Source organism: Streptomyces tanashiensis, assembly GCF_014648895.1.
In the GTDB taxonomy this organism is placed as follows: domain Bacteria; phylum Actinomycetota; class Actinomycetes; order Streptomycetales; family Streptomycetaceae; genus Streptomyces; species Streptomyces tanashiensis.
Genome location: NZ_BMRZ01000022.1, coordinates 26,918 through 47,065 on the forward strand (window position 1 = coordinate 26,918; position 20,148 = coordinate 47,065).

At 68.9% G+C, this 20,148-nt stretch carries 22 protein-coding genes; 16 read left to right on the forward strand and 6 right to left on the reverse strand.

What is annotated here, in order from left to right:
- The first annotated feature begins 3 nt into the window (after positions 1–3).
- The 4 genes from IE237_RS36915 to IE237_RS36925 are packed head-to-tail and all read left to right on the forward strand — an operon-like array spanning position 4 to position 2,153.
- Entirely contained in the window at positions 4–1,005 is a 1,002-nt protein-coding gene (locus IE237_RS36915) for an NAD-dependent epimerase/dehydratase family protein (protein WP_229843914.1), read from the forward strand.
- Positions 1,006–1,029: 24 nt separating this feature from the next.
- Positions 1,030–1,650, forward strand: coding sequence for a cytidylyltransferase domain-containing protein (locus IE237_RS36920; RefSeq protein WP_229843915.1), 621 nt, complete (start codon positions 1,030–1,032; stop codon positions 1,648–1,650).
- Positions 1,651–1,664: 14 nt separating this feature from the next.
- Positions 1,665–1,790 (forward strand): hypothetical protein, encoded by a 126-nt coding sequence (locus IE237_RS41450; protein WP_268253846.1) that lies wholly within the window; start codon positions 1,665–1,667, stop codon positions 1,788–1,790.
- 9 nt (positions 1,791–1,799) lie between these two features.
- Entirely contained in the window at positions 1,800–2,153 is a 354-nt protein-coding gene (locus IE237_RS36925) for a MazG-like family protein (protein ID WP_189806569.1), read from the forward strand.
- Positions 2,154–2,224: 71 nt separating this feature from the next.
- Here the strand turns inward: IE237_RS36925 and IE237_RS36930 are convergent, their stop codons facing one another.
- Positions 2,225–3,619: a helix-turn-helix transcriptional regulator gene (locus tag IE237_RS36930; RefSeq protein WP_189806570.1), complete on the reverse strand. Its 1,395-nt coding sequence runs from the start codon at positions 3,617–3,619 to the stop codon at positions 2,225–2,227.
- Positions 3,620–4,695: 1,076 nt separating this feature from the next.
- On the opposite strand from IE237_RS36930, the gene IE237_RS36935 reads away from it, so the two are divergent.
- The 5 genes from IE237_RS36935 to IE237_RS36955 all read left to right on the forward strand — a co-directional run bounded on the left by IE237_RS36935 (position 4,696) and on the right by IE237_RS36955 (position 8,670).
- Positions 4,696–5,574, forward strand: a complete 879-nt coding sequence (locus IE237_RS36935; RefSeq protein ID WP_189806571.1) for a helix-turn-helix domain-containing protein — start codon at positions 4,696–4,698, stop codon at positions 5,572–5,574.
- 6 nt (positions 5,575–5,580) lie between these two features.
- Entirely contained in the window at positions 5,581–6,273 is a 693-nt protein-coding gene (locus tag IE237_RS36940; protein WP_189806572.1) for a zinc finger domain-containing protein, read from the forward strand.
- A 197-nt stretch (positions 6,274–6,470) separates the two neighbouring features.
- Complete coding sequence (locus tag IE237_RS36945) at positions 6,471–7,097, forward strand: WhiB family transcriptional regulator (RefSeq protein WP_189806573.1); 627 nt, start codon at positions 6,471–6,473, stop codon at positions 7,095–7,097.
- Positions 7,094–8,482, forward strand: coding sequence for a hypothetical protein (locus IE237_RS36950; protein ID WP_189806574.1), 1,389 nt, complete (start codon positions 7,094–7,096; stop codon positions 8,480–8,482). The genes IE237_RS36945 and IE237_RS36950 overlap by 4 nt, the downstream gene beginning before the upstream one ends.
- Complete coding sequence (locus tag IE237_RS36955; RefSeq protein WP_189806575.1) at positions 8,479–8,670, forward strand: hypothetical protein; 192 nt, start codon at positions 8,479–8,481, stop codon at positions 8,668–8,670. The genes IE237_RS36950 and IE237_RS36955 overlap by 4 nt, the downstream gene beginning before the upstream one ends.
- 107 nt (positions 8,671–8,777) lie before the next feature.
- Here the strand turns inward: IE237_RS36955 and IE237_RS41575 are convergent, their stop codons facing one another.
- On the reverse strand, positions 8,778–8,960 hold the full coding sequence (locus tag IE237_RS41575) for a hypothetical protein (RefSeq protein WP_189806576.1): 183 nt from the start codon (positions 8,958–8,960) through the stop codon (positions 8,778–8,780).
- 125 nt (positions 8,961–9,085) lie between these two features.
- Between IE237_RS41575 and IE237_RS36965 the strand changes: the two genes are divergently transcribed.
- The 5 genes from IE237_RS36965 to IE237_RS36985 all read left to right on the forward strand — a co-directional run bounded on the left by IE237_RS36965 (position 9,086) and on the right by IE237_RS36985 (position 13,489).
- Positions 9,086–9,631 carry a plasmid mobilization protein gene (locus tag IE237_RS36965; RefSeq protein WP_189806577.1) on the forward strand — a complete coding sequence of 182 codons (546 nt, stop codon included), beginning with the start codon at positions 9,086–9,088 and terminating at the stop codon, positions 9,629–9,631.
- A gap of 15 nt (positions 9,632–9,646) precedes the next feature.
- Entirely contained in the window at positions 9,647–11,371 is a 1,725-nt protein-coding gene (locus tag IE237_RS36970) for a relaxase/mobilization nuclease domain-containing protein (RefSeq protein ID WP_189806578.1), read from the forward strand.
- A gap of 83 nt (positions 11,372–11,454) precedes the next feature.
- Positions 11,455–11,913 carry a hypothetical protein gene (locus tag IE237_RS36975; RefSeq protein ID WP_189806579.1) on the forward strand — a complete coding sequence of 153 codons (459 nt, stop codon included), beginning with the start codon at positions 11,455–11,457 and terminating at the stop codon, positions 11,911–11,913.
- A 74-nt stretch (positions 11,914–11,987) separates the two neighbouring features.
- Positions 11,988–12,674, forward strand: coding sequence for a hypothetical protein (locus tag IE237_RS36980; protein ID WP_189806580.1), 687 nt, complete (start codon positions 11,988–11,990; stop codon positions 12,672–12,674).
- Positions 12,675–12,826: 152 nt separating this feature from the next.
- A complete protein-coding gene (locus IE237_RS36985) occupies positions 12,827–13,489 on the forward strand; it encodes a hypothetical protein (protein WP_189806581.1) in 663 nt (220 codons plus the stop codon).
- Between the two features lie 133 nt (positions 13,490–13,622).
- Here IE237_RS36985 and IE237_RS36990 read toward each other — a convergent pair whose 3' ends face one another.
- The 4 genes from IE237_RS36990 to IE237_RS37005 all read right to left on the reverse strand — a co-directional run bounded on the left by IE237_RS36990 (position 13,623) and on the right by IE237_RS37005 (position 16,759).
- Complete coding sequence (locus IE237_RS36990) at positions 13,623–14,444, reverse strand: SPDY domain-containing protein (protein WP_189806582.1); 822 nt, start codon at positions 14,442–14,444, stop codon at positions 13,623–13,625.
- Positions 14,429–14,755 (reverse strand): hypothetical protein, encoded by a 327-nt coding sequence (locus IE237_RS36995; RefSeq protein ID WP_189806583.1) that lies wholly within the window; start codon positions 14,753–14,755, stop codon positions 14,429–14,431. Before IE237_RS36995 ends, IE237_RS36990 begins: the two co-directional genes overlap by 16 nt.
- A gap of 85 nt (positions 14,756–14,840) precedes the next feature.
- Positions 14,841–15,194 carry an SPDY domain-containing protein gene (locus IE237_RS37000; RefSeq protein ID WP_189806584.1) on the reverse strand — a complete coding sequence of 118 codons (354 nt, stop codon included), beginning with the start codon at positions 15,192–15,194 and terminating at the stop codon, positions 14,841–14,843.
- A 488-nt stretch (positions 15,195–15,682) separates the two neighbouring features.
- On the reverse strand, positions 15,683–16,759 hold the full coding sequence (locus IE237_RS37005) for a hypothetical protein (protein ID WP_189806585.1): 1,077 nt from the start codon (positions 16,757–16,759) through the stop codon (positions 15,683–15,685).
- A gap of 346 nt (positions 16,760–17,105) precedes the next feature.
- Here IE237_RS37005 and IE237_RS37010 point away from each other — a divergent pair, with 346 nt between their 5' ends.
- Both IE237_RS37010 and IE237_RS37015 read left to right on the forward strand, forming a co-directional pair.
- Positions 17,106–18,143 carry a hypothetical protein gene (locus tag IE237_RS37010; protein ID WP_189806586.1) on the forward strand — a complete coding sequence of 346 codons (1,038 nt, stop codon included), beginning with the start codon at positions 17,106–17,108 and terminating at the stop codon, positions 18,141–18,143.
- A gap of 651 nt (positions 18,144–18,794) precedes the next feature.
- Positions 18,795–20,108: a hypothetical protein gene (locus IE237_RS37015; protein ID WP_189806587.1), complete on the forward strand. Its 1,314-nt coding sequence runs from the start codon at positions 18,795–18,797 to the stop codon at positions 20,106–20,108.
- Positions 20,109–20,148: the final 40 nt, after the last annotated feature.

Genomic DNA, 20,148 nt, shown 5'->3' on the forward strand with positions numbered 1-20,148 from the left:
TCTGTGTCACAGCACCTGCCCCACGTCAGCGCCGCCTTCCCGCGGCGAGCGGTGGTGACCGGCGCCGCCGGCTTCATCGGCTCCCACCTCGCCCACACCCTGGCCCAGGCCGGGACCGTCGTCATCGGCGTCGACCGCCGGAACCCGGCCGTCGACCACACGGCCGCGGCCAACCTCGCCCCGCTGCACGGGATCCCCGGATACGTGCACATCACCGCCGACCTGCTGAACTGCGCCATCGACCCGCTCCTGATCGACGCGGACGTGGTCTTCCACCTGGCCGGGATTCCCGGCGTACGGCCGTCGTGGGGACCGCAGTTCGGCGAGTACGTCGCCTCCAACATCCTCGCCACCCAGCGAGTGATGGAGGCCGCTACCCGGATCGGCGTGCCGCGACTGGTGGTCGCCTCATCCTCCAGCGTGTACGGCCCCACCAGCGGCGGTGCGAGCGTGGAGACGGATCAGCCGCGGCCCGCGTCTCCCTACGCGGTCACCAAGCTCGCTGAGGAGCAGCTCTGCCTGGCGCACGCCGCGCAGGCCCACTGCGCCACCAGCGTCGTCGCCCTGCGGTACTTCACCGTCTACGGGCCCCGGCAGCGCGCCGACATGTTCACGCACCGCGCCCTGCAGGCCGCCCTGACCGGCCGGCCGCTGCGCCTGTACGGAGACGGACACCAGCGCCGGGACTTCACCTACATCGACGACGCGGTCTCCGCCACGATCGCGGCGGCCACGACGTCGAACGCGAGGGACGTGATCAACGTGGGCGGCGGCTCCAGCGCCTCACTGCTCGAAGTGATCGGTATCGCGCGGAGCCTCGTAGGCCGCGAGATCGAGGTGCACCAGGAGAACCCACGGAGCGGCGACGTCCTCACGACCCGCGCCAACCCCGGACGTGCCCACGAGGTCCTGGGGTGGCAGCCTCAAGTTGACCTCCACAGCGGCATGCGCTCCCACATGCAGGCCCTTGCCGCCGAGCCGGCCGTGTACGGCCGAGCGGCATAACCCTCCCGCCTTAAGGAGAACGCCGTGGCCGCCACCACTGCGCAGCAGACCACACCACGCCACCACATCGCCGTCATCCCTTGCCGGTGGGGCTCTTCCCGGTTCCCCGGCAAGCCCCTGGCCCAACTCGGAGGCATGCCCCTGCTCTGGCACGTCCACCAACGTTGCTTGGAGGCGGAACGCCTCGACGGCGTGGTGGTCGCCACGGACGACGAGCGCATCGAGGAGCTCTGCCACCAGCTGGGCATTGAGTGCGTACGCACGGGAGAGCACCTCACCGGCACCGACCGCGTCGCGGAGTGCGCCGAACACCTCGCCGCCGACGCGTACATCAACGTCCAGGGCGACGAGCCGTTGATCGCCCCGGCCGCGATCGACGCCGTCTCCCAGGCACTGGACCACCTGCCCCCTGACACACTCGCGGTGAACGCGTACACGGAGCTGGACAGCGCCGGCGCCGTACTCGACCACAACGTCGTCAAGGTCGTCGTCGGGACCGGCGGGAACGCCCTGATGTTCTCCCGGACGCGATCCCCTACCCGCGAGCGGGCCGCCCGACATACCTCCGTCAGCTGGGGCTCTACGGCTTCACGCGCGAGGCTCTCAGCCTCTTCCGCCATCTCCCGCAAGGGCCGCTCGAACTGACTGAAGGCGTGGAAATGCTGCGCTTCGTCGAGCACGGCCACGGCGTACAGATGCTCGCCGTCGCGGACGACGGCGTCGCGGTCGACACGCCAGAGGATCTGGTGAGAGCCGACGCCATCCTTCAGTCCCTACGCACATGAGGAACCTTGATGAGCAACGACCCGTGGAACACCATCCGCACACTTGCTGCGCTCTTCGCCCAGCTCGACGGCGGACGCGGTCTGACTCCGGAGGAGCAGTGGACCCTGCAGGTCCTGAAGATCTCCGAGGAGGTCGGTGAAGCCGCCCAGGCCGTCATCGGTGCCCGGGCGACCAACCCCAGGAAAGGACACAGCCACACCTGGGACGACGTGCAGGAAGAGGTCACTGACTGCGTGATCACCGGCATGGTCGCCCTGGCACGGATGCGTCCCGACGACGCCCCGAACTACTTCGCCGCCGTGCTCGCGAAGAAGGCGGCGAAGTTTCTGCCCGCCTCCGCCGGAGCCGCTGAGGGCGTATAGCCGCGCTGGCTTTCGTCCGCCGGCTTCCGCCTCGGTGCGCCACACCCAACGCACCGAGGGGGAAGGCTCCGTCAGAGCTCGTCGGTCGGATCCCACACGTACGGAAGGGTGTTGTCGGCTTCCCACAGGTCTCGGTGAATGGCCTCAAGCAGCTGGATGCGCTGCTTCAACTGCGGTACCAGTTGCTGGATCCGGTCGACCGCTTCCTTGGGCTCGGCAGGGAGGACGGTGCGCGTCAGCAGCATCATCTCCTTCCTGGCGTCCTTGCTGATGGCTGCTTGCGGCACACGCACGATGACGGTGTAGGCGTCGACCTCTGAGATCCCCCACTGCCCGTCGGCATCCCGGACGGCCCAGATCACGGAGTGGGTCGACGGGGAGAGGGTGAGCTGTGTGTCGGGGCCGATCATGGCGCTCAGCACCGGGAGGTCGACTCCGTCATCGCCTGCGAGAGCAGCTGCCGCCTCCGCAGTGACGACCGACGGCCTCTTGGTCAGCGAGTTGGCGATCCGGCGCCTGGAGGCGTCGTCAAGAGACTCCGCTGGCGCCGAGGTGGGCATCTCAGGACTTGCGTTCTCGGCCCAAGCATTGCGCGCCCCGCCCAGCGGGTCCGTCTCGGTGTCTCCCTCATCGCTCCACCACGTGATCACGACGAGTCGGCAGTCGGGCAGACTCGCCGGGTACAGGACGTGGGAGACAACGTCGACGGTCTCCCAACCGAGCGCGGGCAGGGACATCTTGAACACGTGCCCATCCCGGTTGACGGAATGGCCGGCGTCCCCCTCCCATATGCGCGCCACGTCAGCGTCCTTACAGACGTCGCCGATCAGCCCGAGCAGCTCCGGGTCGTCGCCGTGCCCGGCGAGCGCGTACTTGAGCATGCGTACGTAGGCGGCAACGTGCTGGTGCCAGTCGTGGTACTGGACACGGGCCTCCTGGCTGGTCAGAGCCCAGCGCATGAGGTTCGCACCCGGCTCCATCACCCAGGGCCACCACTCAGCCATGGCTTGGTTGTAAGCGAGGATGTTCCACTTCGCGTCGCACAGGTAGGTGGGGTCAGGCATCTGCTTGTCCACCAACAGGCGCAGAGCGCTGCGCACGCGTGAGTCGCCGCCGGCGTCCGGGTCAGCGGTGTTGAGCTGGTTGTACAGGAGCAGGGCGTGATGCTCGTCGCGGTCGAGCTGCAGCAGGTCAGCCAGGTTGTCGCACTGCTCGCGGTCCAAGCGGCGGGCGGTGGCCCCTCGCTCCAGGTCGCGGTACCAGCGCTCCGACTTAAGGATCGCCCGGGCGACCTCTTCCTGGGTGACGACGCGCCCTCGCCGTCGGCCGGCGGCCTTGCGCCAGGCACGGAGCTGGCCACCGAACCCCATCACCTGGCCGGCGGTCGGTGTTCCCTGCGCGTCGCCGAGGGGGGTCTCCTGGCTTTCGCCTACGTAGCAGCCGGACCGGCTCCCCTTCGTGCTCATCTGAGCTGTCCCCTCTCCATCTACACGTGTACTTGTCCGAGAAGGCGACACTGCCTAGATCGAGGCGCACCAAAAAGGGGCCGCCGCAATATGCGCCGACCCCGCCCTCAATCTCCCTACTCCAGAGTACGTGATCGTTTCCGAACCCTTTGACCATGATCGGATCTATGTGGCGGACACCACTTCCACGAGTGGAGGTTGTTTAGAGATAAACCACAACGAGTGCGAGTTCGTGGCGAATCGGGCATTCAACCGGCAGATAATTTCCGGTTTCGAAACCGGAAAAAGATTGCCGCTTTTTCGCACGGGACACACCTGGCCCCTCACTTCCGCTCCCTGCCACCCATCGCCATCTCAGACGGCCCATCACATCACCAGCAGGATCAGTGGAGTTGGGCACACAAGGGAGAATGACGACCCTTCACTCCTTCCGTTCTACGCGCGTCACACCCTCGAGCTCGGCTCGTTGACGGAGGCACGACGGGAGGGCTTAAATCCTTCTGACCAGCCAGTTCAACAGCTTGTTCGTGACACGTGACACAGGGGTCGGATGAAAATGTGGCACCGGCCACGTGGCTCTACCGCTCCATCACGGGTGCAAGCCCGCGTCACGTTGCAGGCCGTATATCCCGGCAGGCGCGTTGCGATTAGTAGAGAGTTCTTGAGCCAAGTCTGGATCTTGACGAGGCCCCTGCGTATGTTCATCGTCCCCGCGGCGGTCGCACTGGGACCAATGAGCACGAGGAGCAGGGTGAGCGACAACCGAACCACATAGGTCCTCAAACGGCGGCGGCGTCCAGGAGCTGGAACTCCCGGACGCCGAACGCCTCACTGCGCAAACCCGCCCCGGCAAGGGCGGAGATCGCCCACCATCACCGCGCTGGTCCCTTCCGACGGGGCGCTCCAGCGTGGCAACACTGCAAAGGAGATTCTGGCATGCCCTCTTCCCTGCGCGAAAGACTCGAAAGTCCGGCCTGCACGGCCACCTCCTACCCGCCGGGCCTCATACGGCCTGGATCGCACCGCCGCCCGGCCGGCCTGCCGACATGTTCCCGCCCGTCAGACGGAAGCAGCCGATGAGCGGGGAAGCGCGCGAGTGGGTGTGGGAGAGCAGCGAGAGCAAGGGCACCGCGCGTCTGGTCCTCCTCTCGATCAGCGACCGGGTCGCCGACGAGCAGTGCGTCGCCTTCGCCTCCGTGGCCAGCCTCGTGAAGCGCACGAACGCCTCGCGGACCGCGGTGCGCGAGGCTCTGGACCGGCTCCTGGCCGGCGACGAGCTGGAGGAGCTCGTCGACCTCGAAGGCCCGCAGCGGAGCACCGTCTACCACCTGCCTCTCGCGGCCAAGGCTCTGTCTCAGGGCGAGACCGTGGCCGACGCTCCGCCAGCGGACGAGGTGATCCCGGAGCGGCCCCTCCACCTCTCGGCCCTCCGACGGTACGGAATCCGGCCCAGGAAGGGGACCGATTCCGCCCCCTCGCCCCGGACCCCGGCACGTACGGATTCCGACCCCTCCCGCAGGAATCCGACCCCCCGACGGCTCGGATTCCGGCCCCCGGAAGGAACGGATTCCGACCCCCAGAACCGTAGTGAACCGAAGGTAAACCGTAGGAACAGCAGTTCTGCTGCCGTCACCACGGCCGGCGAGTGGCAGATCGACCCCGCCTCGCACACCTGGGCTCTCCAGGAGGGCCACCTCGCCCGACTCGGCGAGCACGGCCTGCAGGCGGCCGACGAGAAGTGGCGCGCACACCGAGCCACCTGGTCACGCCGTTCGGCAGATGCCTGGGCAGCCGACTGGCGGGCCTGGGTCACCCGGGAGCGTTCGGGACGCCCGAACCTCTACGCGCTGCCAGGCAGCGGTACCGGGCCCGCGCCAGCAGGCCGGATGACCCGGGCGGAGGCCCACACCGCCGCCCTCCTCGCAGCCCTCGAAGAGCCGACCGGAACGGAGTAGCACCCCGTGGACCGACGAGAAGTCGCCGCAGTCCTGGCCTACATCGGCCGACTCGACCCCCGCACCATCCGCACCGAGACCGGCGAGGCCCGCGATCAGATCGCGCAGTGGCACGAACTGCTCGCGGACGTGCCCCTGGCGACAGAGCACGGGTGGGACGCCCGCGCCGCGATCAGGGCGCACATCCTCGATTCGCCGTATCCGATCCTCCCGGTCGACGTCGCCCGCAAGTGGCGCTCTCACCGACGCGACCGCCTCGGCCGACACACCGACCCGACGCCGGCCACGGATCCGGACAACGTCACCGCCTGGCGGGCTGAACTCGCAGGCCGCCGACATGCCGTTGCCACCGGCACCGCCGCACCCTCGACCCACCGGCAGATCACCAGCGGCAGAATCCAGCCCGACCTGGAGGCCCGGCTCCGCGCAATCGGCTCGTGCATCCCACCGGCTGTCCGCACGGAACTGGCCCCTTACCGGCCCGCCCGCGCAGCGCGAGAGGCGGCCATCGCCCAAGGCCACCCGGACTACCTCAGCGTCCGGTGCAGCTGGTGCCACGCCCAGGCGGGCGAGCACTGCCGCAGCCGGCGAGTCGGCCCCGACGGAGGCGCACGCGGCAACGCCCCGCGCGCCACGCCACACCCCAGCCGTATCGAGCTCGCAACCACGAAGGCCCATCAGCCGGCCATGGCGGCCTAGCCACGCCGGTCGGCGGCACCGTACGCGCCGGATCAAGCGCCGTACGACGCCCCGGCAGGGGGATCCCCGCTGCCCAATCTCCACCCGACCCGAGCGGATCCGGCCCCTTCCTGCGCCGTAGCCGCCCTCTTTACCGCGTCCGGCCACCCTCGGCCCCGCCTCCCGCCGGCCGACGCGAGTGACCTCGGAGACTCACCTTGCGCACCATCACCTCTCACGAAGCACCCACGACCTCCTTGCGCGGGATCGCCGACACCAGCTGGCACCCGCGCGGCGTGTGCCACGGCATGGACCCCGACGACGCCGACGCCACCTTCTTCCCGCTGCCCCGGGACCGCGAGGCCATCGACGAGGCCAAGACCCTGTGCGCCCAGTGCCCAGTGGTGCGCGACTGCTTCAACTACGCCCTCGAAAACAGCCTCAAGGAAGGCATCTGGGGCGGCCTGACCGAGTCAGAACGCCGCCCCTGGCACGACGGCCTGCATCAGCGGATCGACTACAGCCGCGTGATCGCCGTCTTCCACGGCCGCGACGTTCACCTCACTACCGCCGAGCGCCACGTCGTCGTCAATCACGCCTACGCCCGGGGCTGGCGCGCAGACCGCCTTGCCATGGCCCTGCAGGTCAGCCACCAGCATGCCCGCGACCTGCTGACCCAGGCCGCCAACGCCGTTGCTGACCGCGACCGCTACCACGGAGTGCCGAACCCGCGGAAGAAGCGAACGACGCGCAAGTCCGAGAGCAGCTCACCCGCGACGGTCCAGCCAGTGCCCCGGCCGGTCCGCACCGCCTCCCTGCCTACTTCGCTCGGAAAGGCCGCATGAGCCCCGACCTGTCCTTCAGTGCCATCTCCGACCTGCCCCTTCTCCTCGCGATCGGCATTCCCGGTTCCGCTGTCCTCGCTCTGGCAGGTTGGGGGATGCGGCGCCGGGGCTCCATGCGCCGCATCCGACAGGCCGGCAGTCCCGCGGTGAAGGTCGCGGCGATCGCGGCCCTCGGCTGCACTGCCTACAGCGCGGACACGAGCTGGCGGTTCGCCGCCGACTACCTCGACATGGCCGGCGCCGCCGAACGCGCTGGCATGTTCGCCGCCGCCGAACTCGCCCTCTTCGCAACTGCTCTGATGGCCCGGCAGAACCTGGCCGCCCAGGGCGCACCCGGTCTGCCGGGCACCCTGGTGTGGGTCATCACCGGAGTCCAGGTGATTCCCGCGTACGCCGAGAGCGGGCCCGTGGGCGGCACCGTCCGGGCCTTCGTCGGCCCGATCATGGCCGCAATGCTCTGGCACCTCGCCATGGGCATCGAGCTGCGCCTACGCACGCCCGGCGCCGCTTCCCACGGCCTTGTCGCGACTCTGGGTCGAGAGGTACGGGAACGGCTGCTGTCCCGCCTCGGCATCGCAGCGCGAGACCGCGACGCCGCGCAGATCACTCGTGACCGAGCCACGGCCCGCGCGGTCACCCTCGCCGCCCGCCTCGCCGAACTCGCTCCCCAGCGGCAGCAGGGCCGGCACGGTCGGCGCCTCGCACGGCGTCTGTCGAAGGCGATCGGCCGCTCAGCAGTCGGCACCGATCCAGCACAGCGGGCCGAACTCCTCGATCAGCTCGCCGCGCGCCGGCACGCACTCACCCTCGCCACGGTCCCCCTCCCCTCCCCCTGGTCCCCGCCACACCACGGCCAGGTCGCCGGCGTCGAACGGATCGGGGACCGGGAACCGACCGACACCGAAGCGGGGACTGGGACCCATGGGGACCGGGGACCGAAGGACACCGAGCCGGGGACCGGCGGACACCGGGACCGGGGACCGACCCATGCCGAGCCGGGGACGGGCGCCCCCGCGAACCAGGGACCGACCGACCCTGAGTCGGGGACCGGTCCCGGGGACCGGGGACACAAGGTCACCCGTCGGCGAAAGCCGACCACCAGGGCCAAGCCCACAGGCAGCGGCGTTGGCCGAACCCGAAGCCGGCCGGCCCAGCGCCCGTCACGCGAGCTGGAGGCCGCTGTCGAACAACTCGTGAAGCAGGTTCAGCCTCACGTCCCCGCCCTACTGGCACGGGACGGCAACGAAACCCTCACCCGAGTCCAGCTGCGCGAGATCCTGCGCCGTGAGGGCCTCCAGGGCGGCCGCAACGAACGACTCAGCCTCGTCCTCCAGCAACTGCGGAGTGAGGAGAGCAGCACCACGACAAGGAGTTCCGCCCTATGAAGACCTGCCACCGCTTCGACGTCATCCGCAAGGGATACGAGCGGGAGATCGGCTTCCTGAGCGCCCACTCCCAGCGGTATGCCGGCAGGCCATCCGCCAAGTCCAGCGCGCAACACGCAATCTCGGCGAAGACCCGCATGGCCAGAGCCCTGAGCGGCCACGTCGAGCGTTGCCTCGAATGCGGCTGACTCGGCAAGAACGCAGCCCGCAGCCCCCATGCCGATCCAGTGACTCGGCGCCGCGCCGGGCCACCGTCCCACTTCAGGAGGCACCCGTCGACGCACTCCGCAACCGCTCATCCGCTGTGACGACCACCGAGGCAAGCGCCTGGGCGGACGTACTCGTCAGCCGACAGCTTCTGCACGCCGCAGTCCAGGCTCCAACCGGCCAGTGGCTCGTCCAGCACGAGCCCGACGGTCCCGTCCTTGTCCTCGCGGGACCCGCCGACGTAGTCGAGCTCGCCGCCGCGATTCAGCACCGTATCCGCTCCACGAGGCACCAAATCCGATGACGCACCCGTACGCGAACGACAACACCCCGGGTCCCGGTACGAACAACAACTCGGTTTCGGGGCGAGCAAGTTATCCCCTTGGATACTCCGCCTTGAGCGGAGTATCCAAGGGTTCCCCCACCCCGCCGGGGCAGGGGAACGTCCGGCGCCGGGGGACGCCGGACGAAGAGGCTGCGACCGAGGGCGGATCGCAGCCAGGAGCACAGGAACGGGGCGCCGAACGTGCCGAGCCCGATCTCGTCCCGCCGACGAAACCCCGCACCCGTCGCCGCAAGTACCAGCGCCGCCAGCGTCCCCACGTACGCAACACGCGATTCAGCGACGACGAGCTCGCCCGTGTCACCGCCGGCGCTGCCGCCGTCGGTCTCACCGTCGCCGGCTTCCTGGCCCGCGCCGCCCTCAGCGCCGCTCGCGACCTCGACCGAACCGCCAGCGCGGTTGCCGGAGAGCGAGAGGTGATCGCCGAGTTCTTCGCCGCCCGCCGCCACCTCGGCCACGTGGGCAACAACCTGAACCAGCTCACCCTCGCGATCAACACCGGAGCGCACCCTCCCTCCCTCGACGCAGTCCTCATGGCCACGGCACGGGCCGTCCAGCGCGTCCAGCACGCCACCGACCGGCTCCTCGCCCAGGACTAGGAACGCACGCCAGGCATGATCCCCAGGATCCAGAAGCGCGGGCAGCGCACCCTCGGCCTCCTGAGCTACCTGTACGGACCGGGCAAGTACGAGGAGCACACCGACCCACACCTGGTCGCGTCCTGGGACGGCAACGCCCCCGATCCGGGGCGCCACGAGACCGCCACCCTCAAGCAGCTCCAGCAGCTCCTCGACCAGCCCCTGGAGAACATCGACGCCTCCGAGCGACCGACAAAGCACGTGTGGCACCTGTCCGTACGTAACGCGGCCGAGGACCGACTCTTCTCGGACGGCGAGTGGGGCGCCATCGCCCGCCGCATGGTCGCCGCCGCCGGAATCGACGACCCCGAACAGGGCGGAGCTGGATGCCGCTGGGCAGCGGTACGGCATGCCGACGATCACATCCACATCGTCGCCACCCTCGTCCGGGAGGACGGCTACAAGCCCGAACTCAACAACGACGCCTCCCGCGTCCAGGCCGCCGCCCGTGCCCTGGAGGTGGAGCTGGGGCTGCGCCGCCTCAACAAAGGCGACGGCACCGCCGCGCAGCGGCCGACCAGCGCCGAACGCCACAAGGCGGAACGCCAGGGACGCGAGCGCACCGCGCGGGAGGAACTACGCGAGACCGTGCGCCAAGCGATCGCCGGCGCGACGAGCGAGGCCGAGTTCTTCGACCGGCTGGCCTCCGCCGGCCTGCTGATCCGCAAGCGAATCGCCCCGTCCGGGGACCTGCTCGGGTACAAGGTCGCGCTCCCAGACGACCGCAACGCCCAAGACGAGCCGGTGTTCTACCCCGGTGCCCGGCTTGCGCCGGACCTGTCCCTGCCCCGCGTCCGTGAGCGCTGGGCCGCCGGCCCTCTCGACCCCAAGCCCGCGAGCGCGGAGCCGTCGCCGCGTCCGTTGGCGAGCGGTCCCGCGTCGGCCCGTCGGCGGACAGCCTCGGCCGCCTGGCAGGCAGGGCTGATCATCGAAGGCGGAGACGACAGGGTCGCCGCCGCCCACATCGCGGCGGCCGGCGAGGTCCTCGACGCGCTCGCCAAGACCTCCGCTGCGCACACCCGCAGCGAACTACGCGAAGCAGCCTTCGCGTTCGAGCGTGCCTGCCGCTCACACGTCCGGGCGGAACGCGGGCACGACCGCACCCTGCGGCAGGCCGCCCGCGAGCTCGTCCACAGCGGCCCCGCCCTCGGTCGCGGGGAAGACGGTGCGACCACGGCGATGGCCATCGACATGCTCTTCTTCCTGATCACCGCCGCCGCTCACTGGCACGCGAGCAAAGGCCACGCCCAACAGGCCGCCGCCGCACACCAGGCCGCCGTGCACCTGCGAGCCGCATACGAGGCCGCAGCCACCCAGCCCCTCGGCGCGCTCTACTCGCGCGGTCGGCAGCTCGCGCGTGCCGTGCAACAGCGGCAGACGGCGTTGCTGCGCGAGACGCTGCCAGACCTGGCCGAACAGATCCTCGCCGAGCCCGGCTGGTACGCCCTCGCTGCCACGCTCAACGACGCCGAGGCCGCAGGCAACGACCCGGTCTCGTTGCTCACCGAGGCTGCGGGGCGGCGGGAGCTGGCGAGCGCGGAATCGGTCAGCGACGTGCTCGTATGGCGGCTCCGCCGCTCCGCGGACCTGCCCGCCGACACCACCGACCAGGTGCCGGTCGGTCGCGCCGAGGGGGCGTCGGCGCAGCATGCGAAGGGGTCGGCGCGCGGCCCGTCGGAAACTCGGCGCCGCAAGAAATGACTATCGGCTCTGTGAATAGAACCTGGTCAGAGGCTTGTGGCACGGTCATGATGCATGCACGACGAGACCAGGGAGGACCACGGGTGTTTCACCGGATGCGCCGGCGCCGCACGGACCAGGAGATCACCGCGATACAGCGGCAGCAGGCGGGGATCGCAGCGTGGCTGGCCGCGCAGGCGCCACCCGTCGACTCCTGCCGGCCGACGGCAGCCATCGTGGAGCTGGCCACCGGCCCGACGGCCACGGTGGACGACTTCCTGCCGGCGGATCTCCGAGTGCCCAGCCACGACCAGCTCGAGGGCCGCATGATGCCCCGGCCTTACCCCCTCGTCATTGAGGATGAGGTCGTCGCCTGCGCAGGGTGCGGGGAGTACCGGGACTGGCTCATCCTCTCCACCCGCGACGAGATCTGGCTGCGCTGCCGTGCCGGCCACCAGCAAGTCGAGCCTCGCCTCGACACCGCCTGGTACAACCGCGCCGCCGGACCTGCGGACGCGACGCACGCCACGTTCGAGGACTGCCTGCGGCACCTCGGCCACTGACCCTTCTCCCTGCGACCCCACCGGGCCCGCTGGCCCGCACTGTCCGACCTGTCACCGACAACACAGGGGTCCCCATGCGCGTTCGCGTCGTCTCCATCCTCAGCCTCACGGCCGTCACTGCCCTCTCCATACCCGCCTGCTCCACCGCCTCCCACAACCCCACGGCGTCTCCCTCCGCACCCGTCGCTCCCACCAGCGCGCGGGCCGGAGGCGAGGCACTCCTGCCGTCGGCAGCGCTGGAGCCGCTCCTGCTCGACGAAGACGACCTCGGCAGCGACTACACCCGCAAGAACGAACAGCCCACCCGATACGACGACGTCACTGTCCTGGGCTGCCCGGCCCTCGACGAACTCGGCGGCATGGCCGCCACCGGCGGCTCGCTCGCCCTCCCCCACAAGGCGAAGGCGTCCTTCACCTACGCCGGCGGCGGCTCGGAAGTGTCCGAGGAGCTGTACAGCGACTCTGCCGACAAGCTGTCGGACAGCATCGGCCGGATCATCGACGCCATGACCGGCTGCCCCGAGTACCAGGTGCTCACCGGCAGCACCGCCATCGACATCACGACGCGAAAAGCAGCAGCTCCCCAGCTCGGCGACGAGCAGTGGAGCCAGCTCCTGACCTTCTCCGTCGGCGGACGGAGCACGGTCGTCAAGCAGACCGCGGTCCGCACCGGGGCCGTGCTGCTGATCGTCTCCGGCTCGCCAGCCCTCGTCGACCGGCACCTCGGGAAGGCGCACGCCAAGATGAGCGCGCCGCGCTGACTTCTGTTTTTCGTTCATCAGTGCCCCGGCAAGACGTGCTGCGGGTACCGATGAGCCCGCTATTGGACGGTGTCCTGACTCAAGGGGCGGGCGCGTGACTGGGATTGAGTATGGTCACAGCCCCGACTCGTCTGCTGTGAGGTCTGCTCTGCATGGATGCCACTGACGGCTACCCCAGTTACCCAGTCACCGTCCGGATGAACGGAACAGTCCTCTCAGGCCACACCACCGTTCCAATACCCGAGGACCGCTGCTGCTTCGCCTCGCATCTTGGCTTTTCATCGGAGGAGTCCGTGGAGAGTACGGCGATACACGAGGCGGGGCATGCGGTCGCCGGGTTCCTCGTGGGAGTGCCGGCTGTGCCCGTCGAGGTCGTCGTCGACCCCCCGTGTCCCGAGTGCGGTGCCTTCCGTGCACACGGCCGCAACGCGAGCGTTCCCCTGAACATAGCGTCAGCCTCGGACACACTGATGGTTCTGGCTGCCGGGGTACAAGCAGAACTCCTCTGGAACACGTCGAAGGGAGAACTGACTCCAGAGAGGCGTTGGGCAATCGAAGTAGGCGGGTTCGGCGACCAAGAGCTTGCCCAGCAGGTGGCCGAGGCCACCGCGACCGTGCCAGGCAGCGGATGGAGTGCACTCGACTACGGACCCCCCGGCCCAGGGTTGCCGCCGTGGAACTGGGCGTACCAACAGCAGCGGGCACTGGTCGCGCTGACCGTTGCCTGGCCCCGCGTCTCGGCGATAGCCGAGCACCTGACACGCGAGAACCTGCTGACGGCGGAGGCCGTAACCGACCTGTTGACCTCGCAATGACTCCCCCACGGGCTCGGACGGCGCGAGGCCCGGCGCACCACGAAGCCCGGCACCTGGATCAGGGGCCGGGCTTCGTGGAACGCGTGCGGGTAGCTCGCCTCCCCATGGAGAGCTGAGGGGCAGGCATCGGTGTTCAGCTGGCAGGGGCGCGAAGGAGCCTGTCCTGGGTGCTTGCGGGCAGCACCCCACGTAGGACCGGGGCACTGGAGCTGAGCGAGGCGGCGAAGCGCGCGACGAGGTCGTGCGGCACGCTGGCGCTGAAGGAGGCAGCCCACAGGTAGGACTCCCCAAGAGCGGGTTCCGCCCACGCCTGCCATCCAACCGGACCCACCACGTCGGCCCCAGCAGTGAGAGCGCGGGGGTCGGCGTCCTGGATGAGCGGCGGAACCTCGCCGAGGCTGAGGTGCGAGGTGAAGGTGGGGTCCGTCGCCCCTGCGTCGGGCTGGTCGATGTCGCGGAGCCAGCCATGCGCCGTGGCGGCGTCGAGGACCAAGTCGGGCCCGGCGAACGCGGTGGCGGTCTCCTCACGGGCGTCGAGCGCGACGAGGAAGTCTGCCAGGACTTCACCCGGGACGTCGGTCGTGAAATAGGCCGACCACTGCGCGAGCGGGCTGTCGGAGTCCACACGGGCAGACACCTGCCAGGCGACGGGAAGCTCGCCCAGGTGGAACGGCTCGTCCGGCAGGGCCCATTGCGCCCACCGGAGAGTGTCAGGGCTGATGTGAAGGACGGTGCTACGCAGGACCTGTCGGTCTTCCGGTGCCTCGTCCGGCTCCTGACGTCCGCGGACGATCGTGAGACTCGTCCAACCGAGGGCGGCGAGCGTGTCGGCTACGGCGTCGTAGAGCCGTCCGTCGTCACCGGCCAGGTGCCGGGGGCCGACCCAGTAGCGGGACTGGGCGCTGCCCGGGGTGGATGAATCGAGTGGGGAGTTGCGGTTCAGGGGCGCCTCCAAGAGCCGTGTACGGGAGTAATGCCCTCCGTGCAAGCAGAACGGCGGGGGCGACGCGAGGGCGCCAGTACGGGCGCCTGCCAGGTGAAGGCGACGGCGACCTCGGACGGAAGAGGACCGAGCTGGCTGTCCGCATCCCGCCCTTCGGAGAGGTAGACGACAGGCTTCCCCCTCTCATCCAGGGCTTCAACGATCTGCGCGGCCCGGTGAGCCATGGGGAAGAACGGGTTCATCGCCAGCCGCAACGACGCGCTGCGATCACACGCGGAGAGGCAATCGATGAGGTCGCCGACGGTCATCTCCGGTCGCTCCATGGGGGAAGCCTCCTTGAGCTCAGGTGCGTCTTGGGGAATTCGGACACTCGAACCGGCTGATGTGCACAGAGTTCGACGCTCGGCCTCACAGGTGCCGGGAAGTCTCCAGCACACGGGCCACGGCGGCTGCGACAACGTCGGCCGGCGTCTGGGTGTCGAAGGCGATGCTGTAACCGGGAACCTTCGCAGTACCGGTGACGGCGATCTTCCAGCCCTCCCCGTCTGTACCAGGACGCCCGAGCGGATACCAGCCGAGATAGAAGCGTCCGTCCTTCGAGCTGACGTGCACATCGGCCCGGTCGTCCACGACCACGTGAAAGTCCGCCGCGGAAAATTGGTCCATCACGAGCGTGGGCTCGCCCGGACCGAGCTGCCACTCGCGCAGCCGCAGGGCCTGGATGGTCGTGGAGAATCCGGGGCTCACAGGAGCCGCGATCATGGGCCTCACCTCGTTGACCTGTGGGTTTTCCGGGAAGGTCGTCTACGTTGACATGCCCGTACACCCGTTGACCAGTCTTCTGAGGCTCTTTCCTGTCTGCCCCAGGCGAACTGGATCCGTACATGGCTGCAGGTCACAGATCTTCCTGGCGCAGTCTCAGCCGCAGTGGCACAGCAGTGGCACTTATGTCGCCAATGTGAGACTGCCTGGTCGGGGCTTCCGCCTGGCCTCACGGTCGTACACCTTGCTCATGAGCCACTTTGCACCAGCACCCGCTCCGAGAAGAGCGATGCCGATTACAGCAGCCTGCGCCCGGCCCTCCTTCTCATAGTGGGACCGCAGTGCGTCAGGCCCGCCCAGCGACTTTGCTTCTTTGGTGAGTTCCGTGTAGTCGCTTGTCATAGCTTCGCCTCGGTTAGCATCGACTTCTCAGGGCAGAACGATGATCGCAGGAAGGCACTACGCGGTCGTGCTGAACTGAGCCAATCTCAGCGAAGGTTGGCGACAGCGCTAATCGCTACGTCCGGAACACGAGATCCGCTGCGCTTGAGCCAGCGGTCAACCCAGGCTGGCACGGGGAAGGCAAGCTGCTGCTGGGCAGCGTAAATCCCTGGACGGTCCTCCTTGATCCGCTTCAGACGGTCGCCGCGGCGTTGAATGGCACGAACCTCCAGTACTCCGGGCCGCTCGGCCAGGCCGGCGACGATGGCGGTGCACTGGTCGCTGTAACCAGTCGCCAGATGGCAGTTGCAGTGGTCGTCCAAGGGAGTGAGGGGCAGGCCCCAGCCGGGTGCTGTGAGCAGTGCCATCAGCCGCTGGTGGCCGGTGGCACCGGAACCTTCCGCGAACGTGGGGTCGATAATCCAGCGTTCGCCACCGCCGCGTTCGTGGTGGCCGAGCCAGCCGGTCACGGCCAGCGGTACCCCCAGGGTTCGGATCAGGCCGACCCGGCGCAGCAGTCCGCTAGTCAGCCAGGCCGACCCTGCGGTGCCCTGGCGGCCCGGCCGCCGGTAGGGACGCTCGGCCGGGTGCCACCGGGTCGGCAGGTCGCGGTGGCACGGCGTCATGCCGCAGGTGCCCATCTGCTGGTCCTGGACGTCGACCGCGCGCAGCCACTCGTCGGGGTCCAGACCCAGCAGGGTGACGGAGGCGGACGTGTCCAGCACGCGCAGCACCACCTGCCCGCCCTCGACGTGGGTACGGGCCCCGGGCACCCCCTTGATGTCACCGTACTCGTCGGCGCGCGGCAGCAGCGCTTCGGCCAGGTCCAGGGCTTGGGTCTCGTCCGGGTCGCGCCGTTCGACCGGGTCGGCCTCGAATCGGATCAGGAGGCGGTCGGAGCGCGGGTCGACGTATTCGATGCCCCACGGGTGCACAGTCGTGATCCGACGCCAGGCCAGTGTGGCCATCACCCGGGCCTCTAGCAAGAGCTGGTCGGCGTCCGGCTCCGGGATCAGCAGGGAGCCGGGCGCGGCTGTCTCGACCCGGCGCCGGGCGGACTGCCAGGGCAGCCCGGTGTACAGACGCAGCAGTTCGGCGCGACGTTCGACGGCGGTTGCCTTCATATCTCGGAGCCCCTCACACCGCGGAGCCGTCCCGACACAGCGCGCGCGGCAGAGAGCCACGGAAACATCTGGACCATGCAGCGGCGCCGGCCGAGCTGGCTTCTCCACGGCGTGCTCGATGTCGGGTCGAGCACGGGGCAGGGGCCCCGCCGGGCCCACCGCTCCGGATTTGACCACATCAACCGGGGGCAGGTCCTTGACGTCAGGATGACGCGCCGCCGTGTCACCCGAACGTTCGTAGGGGCGTGGCGCACGACATCAGGTAGTCCGAATGCCACAAGATGATGACGGCTATCCTGTGCACTCAGGAAAGGGCCCGCCGGGCTGTTGCCGGAGGGGGAAGCGCATGGACGGTGAACGATCTGCCGACGCCGGAGACGGGCGCCGGTTTGTCCCGCCGGGGCGCCGCTCCGGGCCCCCGCAGCTGGACTTCCCTCCCGTCCGCAACGGCATCGATTACCTTGCCAGTGTCGTCGAGCACCTCAACGAGGAGGAGTCGGCGGTCGAGCCTCGCGACCTCAAGTACGCGGTCCTGCATCTACAGGCGGCGGCCGAAGTGCTTCTCAAGGCCCGGCTGCTACGTGAGCACTGGAGCCTGGTCTTCAAGGACCCCGGCAAGGCGACCCGGAGAGACTTCGACAGTGCGGACTTCGAGAGCTGCGGCACCGGAGCAGCGGTCGAGCGCCTGCGCGACATCGCCGGGATCGACTTCGACAAGAAGGAGACCGAGGCGCTCGGTGCCCTCGCGAAGGACCGCAACGCGCTGCAGCACTACGGCCTGACCCACAGTGCCCACGCGGTAGAGGCCCGCGCCGGCAGGGTGCTTGACTTCCTCATGCGCTTCCTGGAAGACGAACTCCTGCCGCTGCTCAGCGGTCCGGAGCGGGAGAGGGCCGCCCGGGACATGATCCCGGTGAGCGACGGTGTGCGGAACATCAGCTCCTTCGTCACCCGGCGTCTGAACCGGCTCCGGGGCGAGCTGAAGGGACAAGAGAGCCTGACCGTCCAGTGCCCGGACTGCGAACAGATGACCCTCGTTCTTGTCCCAGGCGGGGGCCTCTGCCACTTCTGCGGCGCGTCCTGGTCCTCGGACGAGTCGATCGCCTCCGACTACTTGGAGGCCCGCGGCGAGACGGAGGAACTGATTCAACTGTGCCCGCAGTGCGACGACTACGACCTCCTGGAGGGGGTTGTGTTCGCGGACGATCCCACCGCGGTCGGCGGGCTGTACTGCTTTGGCTGCACCGCCCGCTACACCTCAGGCGAGTTGGCCCCCTGCGCAGGCTGCAGCCGATTGTGGCCCATTGAGGCGGACTACGACGGTGGGGCCGGCCCCCTGTGCCCGGAATGCAGGGAACAAACCCAGCCGGAAGGCGTCGGGTAGCAGCTGCCCACGCCGGCCCATCGCGTGCGCTGCTGCGGTGAAGGGCTGAGGAGCTCCTGGAAGAAATCCTTGAGTAGCGGCTTTGCACTCGGCCTGAGACTGCGAGAGAGCCTCTGGTCAGCGTGCACGGACTTTGCCGCGAGCTGCCAGATCCGACAGTGGCCCTGTAGGTTCCCCAGCCCTGCCGCCCTTTCCCATCGGCGATGCCCACCAGGGCCAGTGGGACAAGGGGATGGGACTCATACGTCCTGAGCGAGCAGTCCCCCTCTTTGCATGTAGCCAGCACAAGAGGCAGCACTACTCGCGCACCTGCTCACAGGGTCCCGGCATGGCGGCCCGTCACCACCAGTACGGCGTCACGAGTGCACGAGGCGGGCGATGGCGTCTGCGTCCTGCACAGCACGCGCTGCTGGCCAGACACACGGTGAAGGCCGAATGCGCGACACGGACACAACAGCAGGACGAAGCACAGCGGGCATGAGTGGGCATAGCGAAAACCGAGAGTCCGAGCGATGCCAGTGGACGAGGCGACGCGGAACCTGCAAGTCCTCTCGCAGCGGACTCAAGAAGTCACACCCCAGGGGAATACGGGTGGCCGATCACGGGCCTAGAGGTGCATCCTGGCCTGTTTCCCATGATGAGGAGAAGTACATGGAGATCCGGTCGTTTGAGGACTTGCGAGCTGCGGACAATCTGTCGCTGGCGTTCAACCCCTACGGCCTCGGCAGCCGGATGAAACCCGACGACGCGGCGGAGTTCCAACAGCGGCAGATCGCCGACTGTGACCTGGCGGAGGGTGTTGCGGCAGGAACACGCGCCTCCTTCGAGCGGCTGCGTACCGTCTTCGCCTACGGCGTGCTCTGCTACGACGTGTACACCATGGTCGGCGACCAGGCCCTCCTCATCTACGAGCAGGCGTTGCGCGACCGCTTCATGGAATGGTCCGCCGGCACCATCACCTTCCGCTTCTCCCAGGACCCGGACGCCTCCTTCGCCGTCACGTCGTACGACGATGTCAAGAGGCTCGCGGACCGAATGGCGCGGCGACGCGCAAAGCTGGTCGTCGCCACGAACACCATCGAGTTCAACGGCATGCTGCACGGCCTTCGCCAGTGGGCGCGCACGGCAGGTCTGCTCCGCGGGCGGCGCAGTCGCACGATCGAAGACGCACTGGCCAAGCTGCGCAACCACGTTGCCCATCCCTCCGGCCATCATGTCGACACCCCCGTCGGGGCGGCCCAGACGGTGCGGGACCTGGCGGAACTGATCAACCAGCTGTGGGGGTGGGCCACTCCCGGTGGGCGCCTGTACCCGGCGCCTCTGCACCGGGAGATCGCTGTGCTGAGCTGGAATGGTTCCGGGCGAGCGCGCATGGAACCCGCCGGAGCACTTTCCGTCCCGGACCCAGCGGAAGAACGAGAAGGCGACGAGTACCAGCACGTCGTGGTGCGGGCGGTCCCCTTCATCCCGAACAGCCGCTGGAATGACGATCACTGGGCGGAGTTCGACACCCGCTACGAGACCACGCGCTTCCCGACGGAGTACTTGTGGGGCCCCGGCACCCGCGAGGAGGCCCGGGCGTGGCTGGAATACGAGCGCCCAGAGGGGGACAGCGTCGATTTCACCGACCGAGTGTTCCTCATCCAGGACCACGAACGCCTGCTGCCACCGATGCGGCCGGCGGTAGCAGCCGGGCTGCTCGACGACGAACGCCTCGGTGTATGGCATGCCGTGCGGGCCGACTTTCCCGACGACGCCTTCGCGCATGTCCGAGGTTCCGGGGATCGCAGCACCGGCCACGTCCGACTCCCCGGAGACTGTCCTGCCTGTTCCGCTGAAGTCCTGGGCTCCGGCTCCTACGACGAGGCCGCTCGCGCCACGACAGCCGTTCTCGGGCCGATCCAGGCGGTACAGCTTCCCGCCGTCCGACTCCCCTTGTCGATCTTCTGGCCCGACCGGCCGTGAGCCGTGCAGTGTGAGGATGGCAGGCCAACAATGGGCGTTG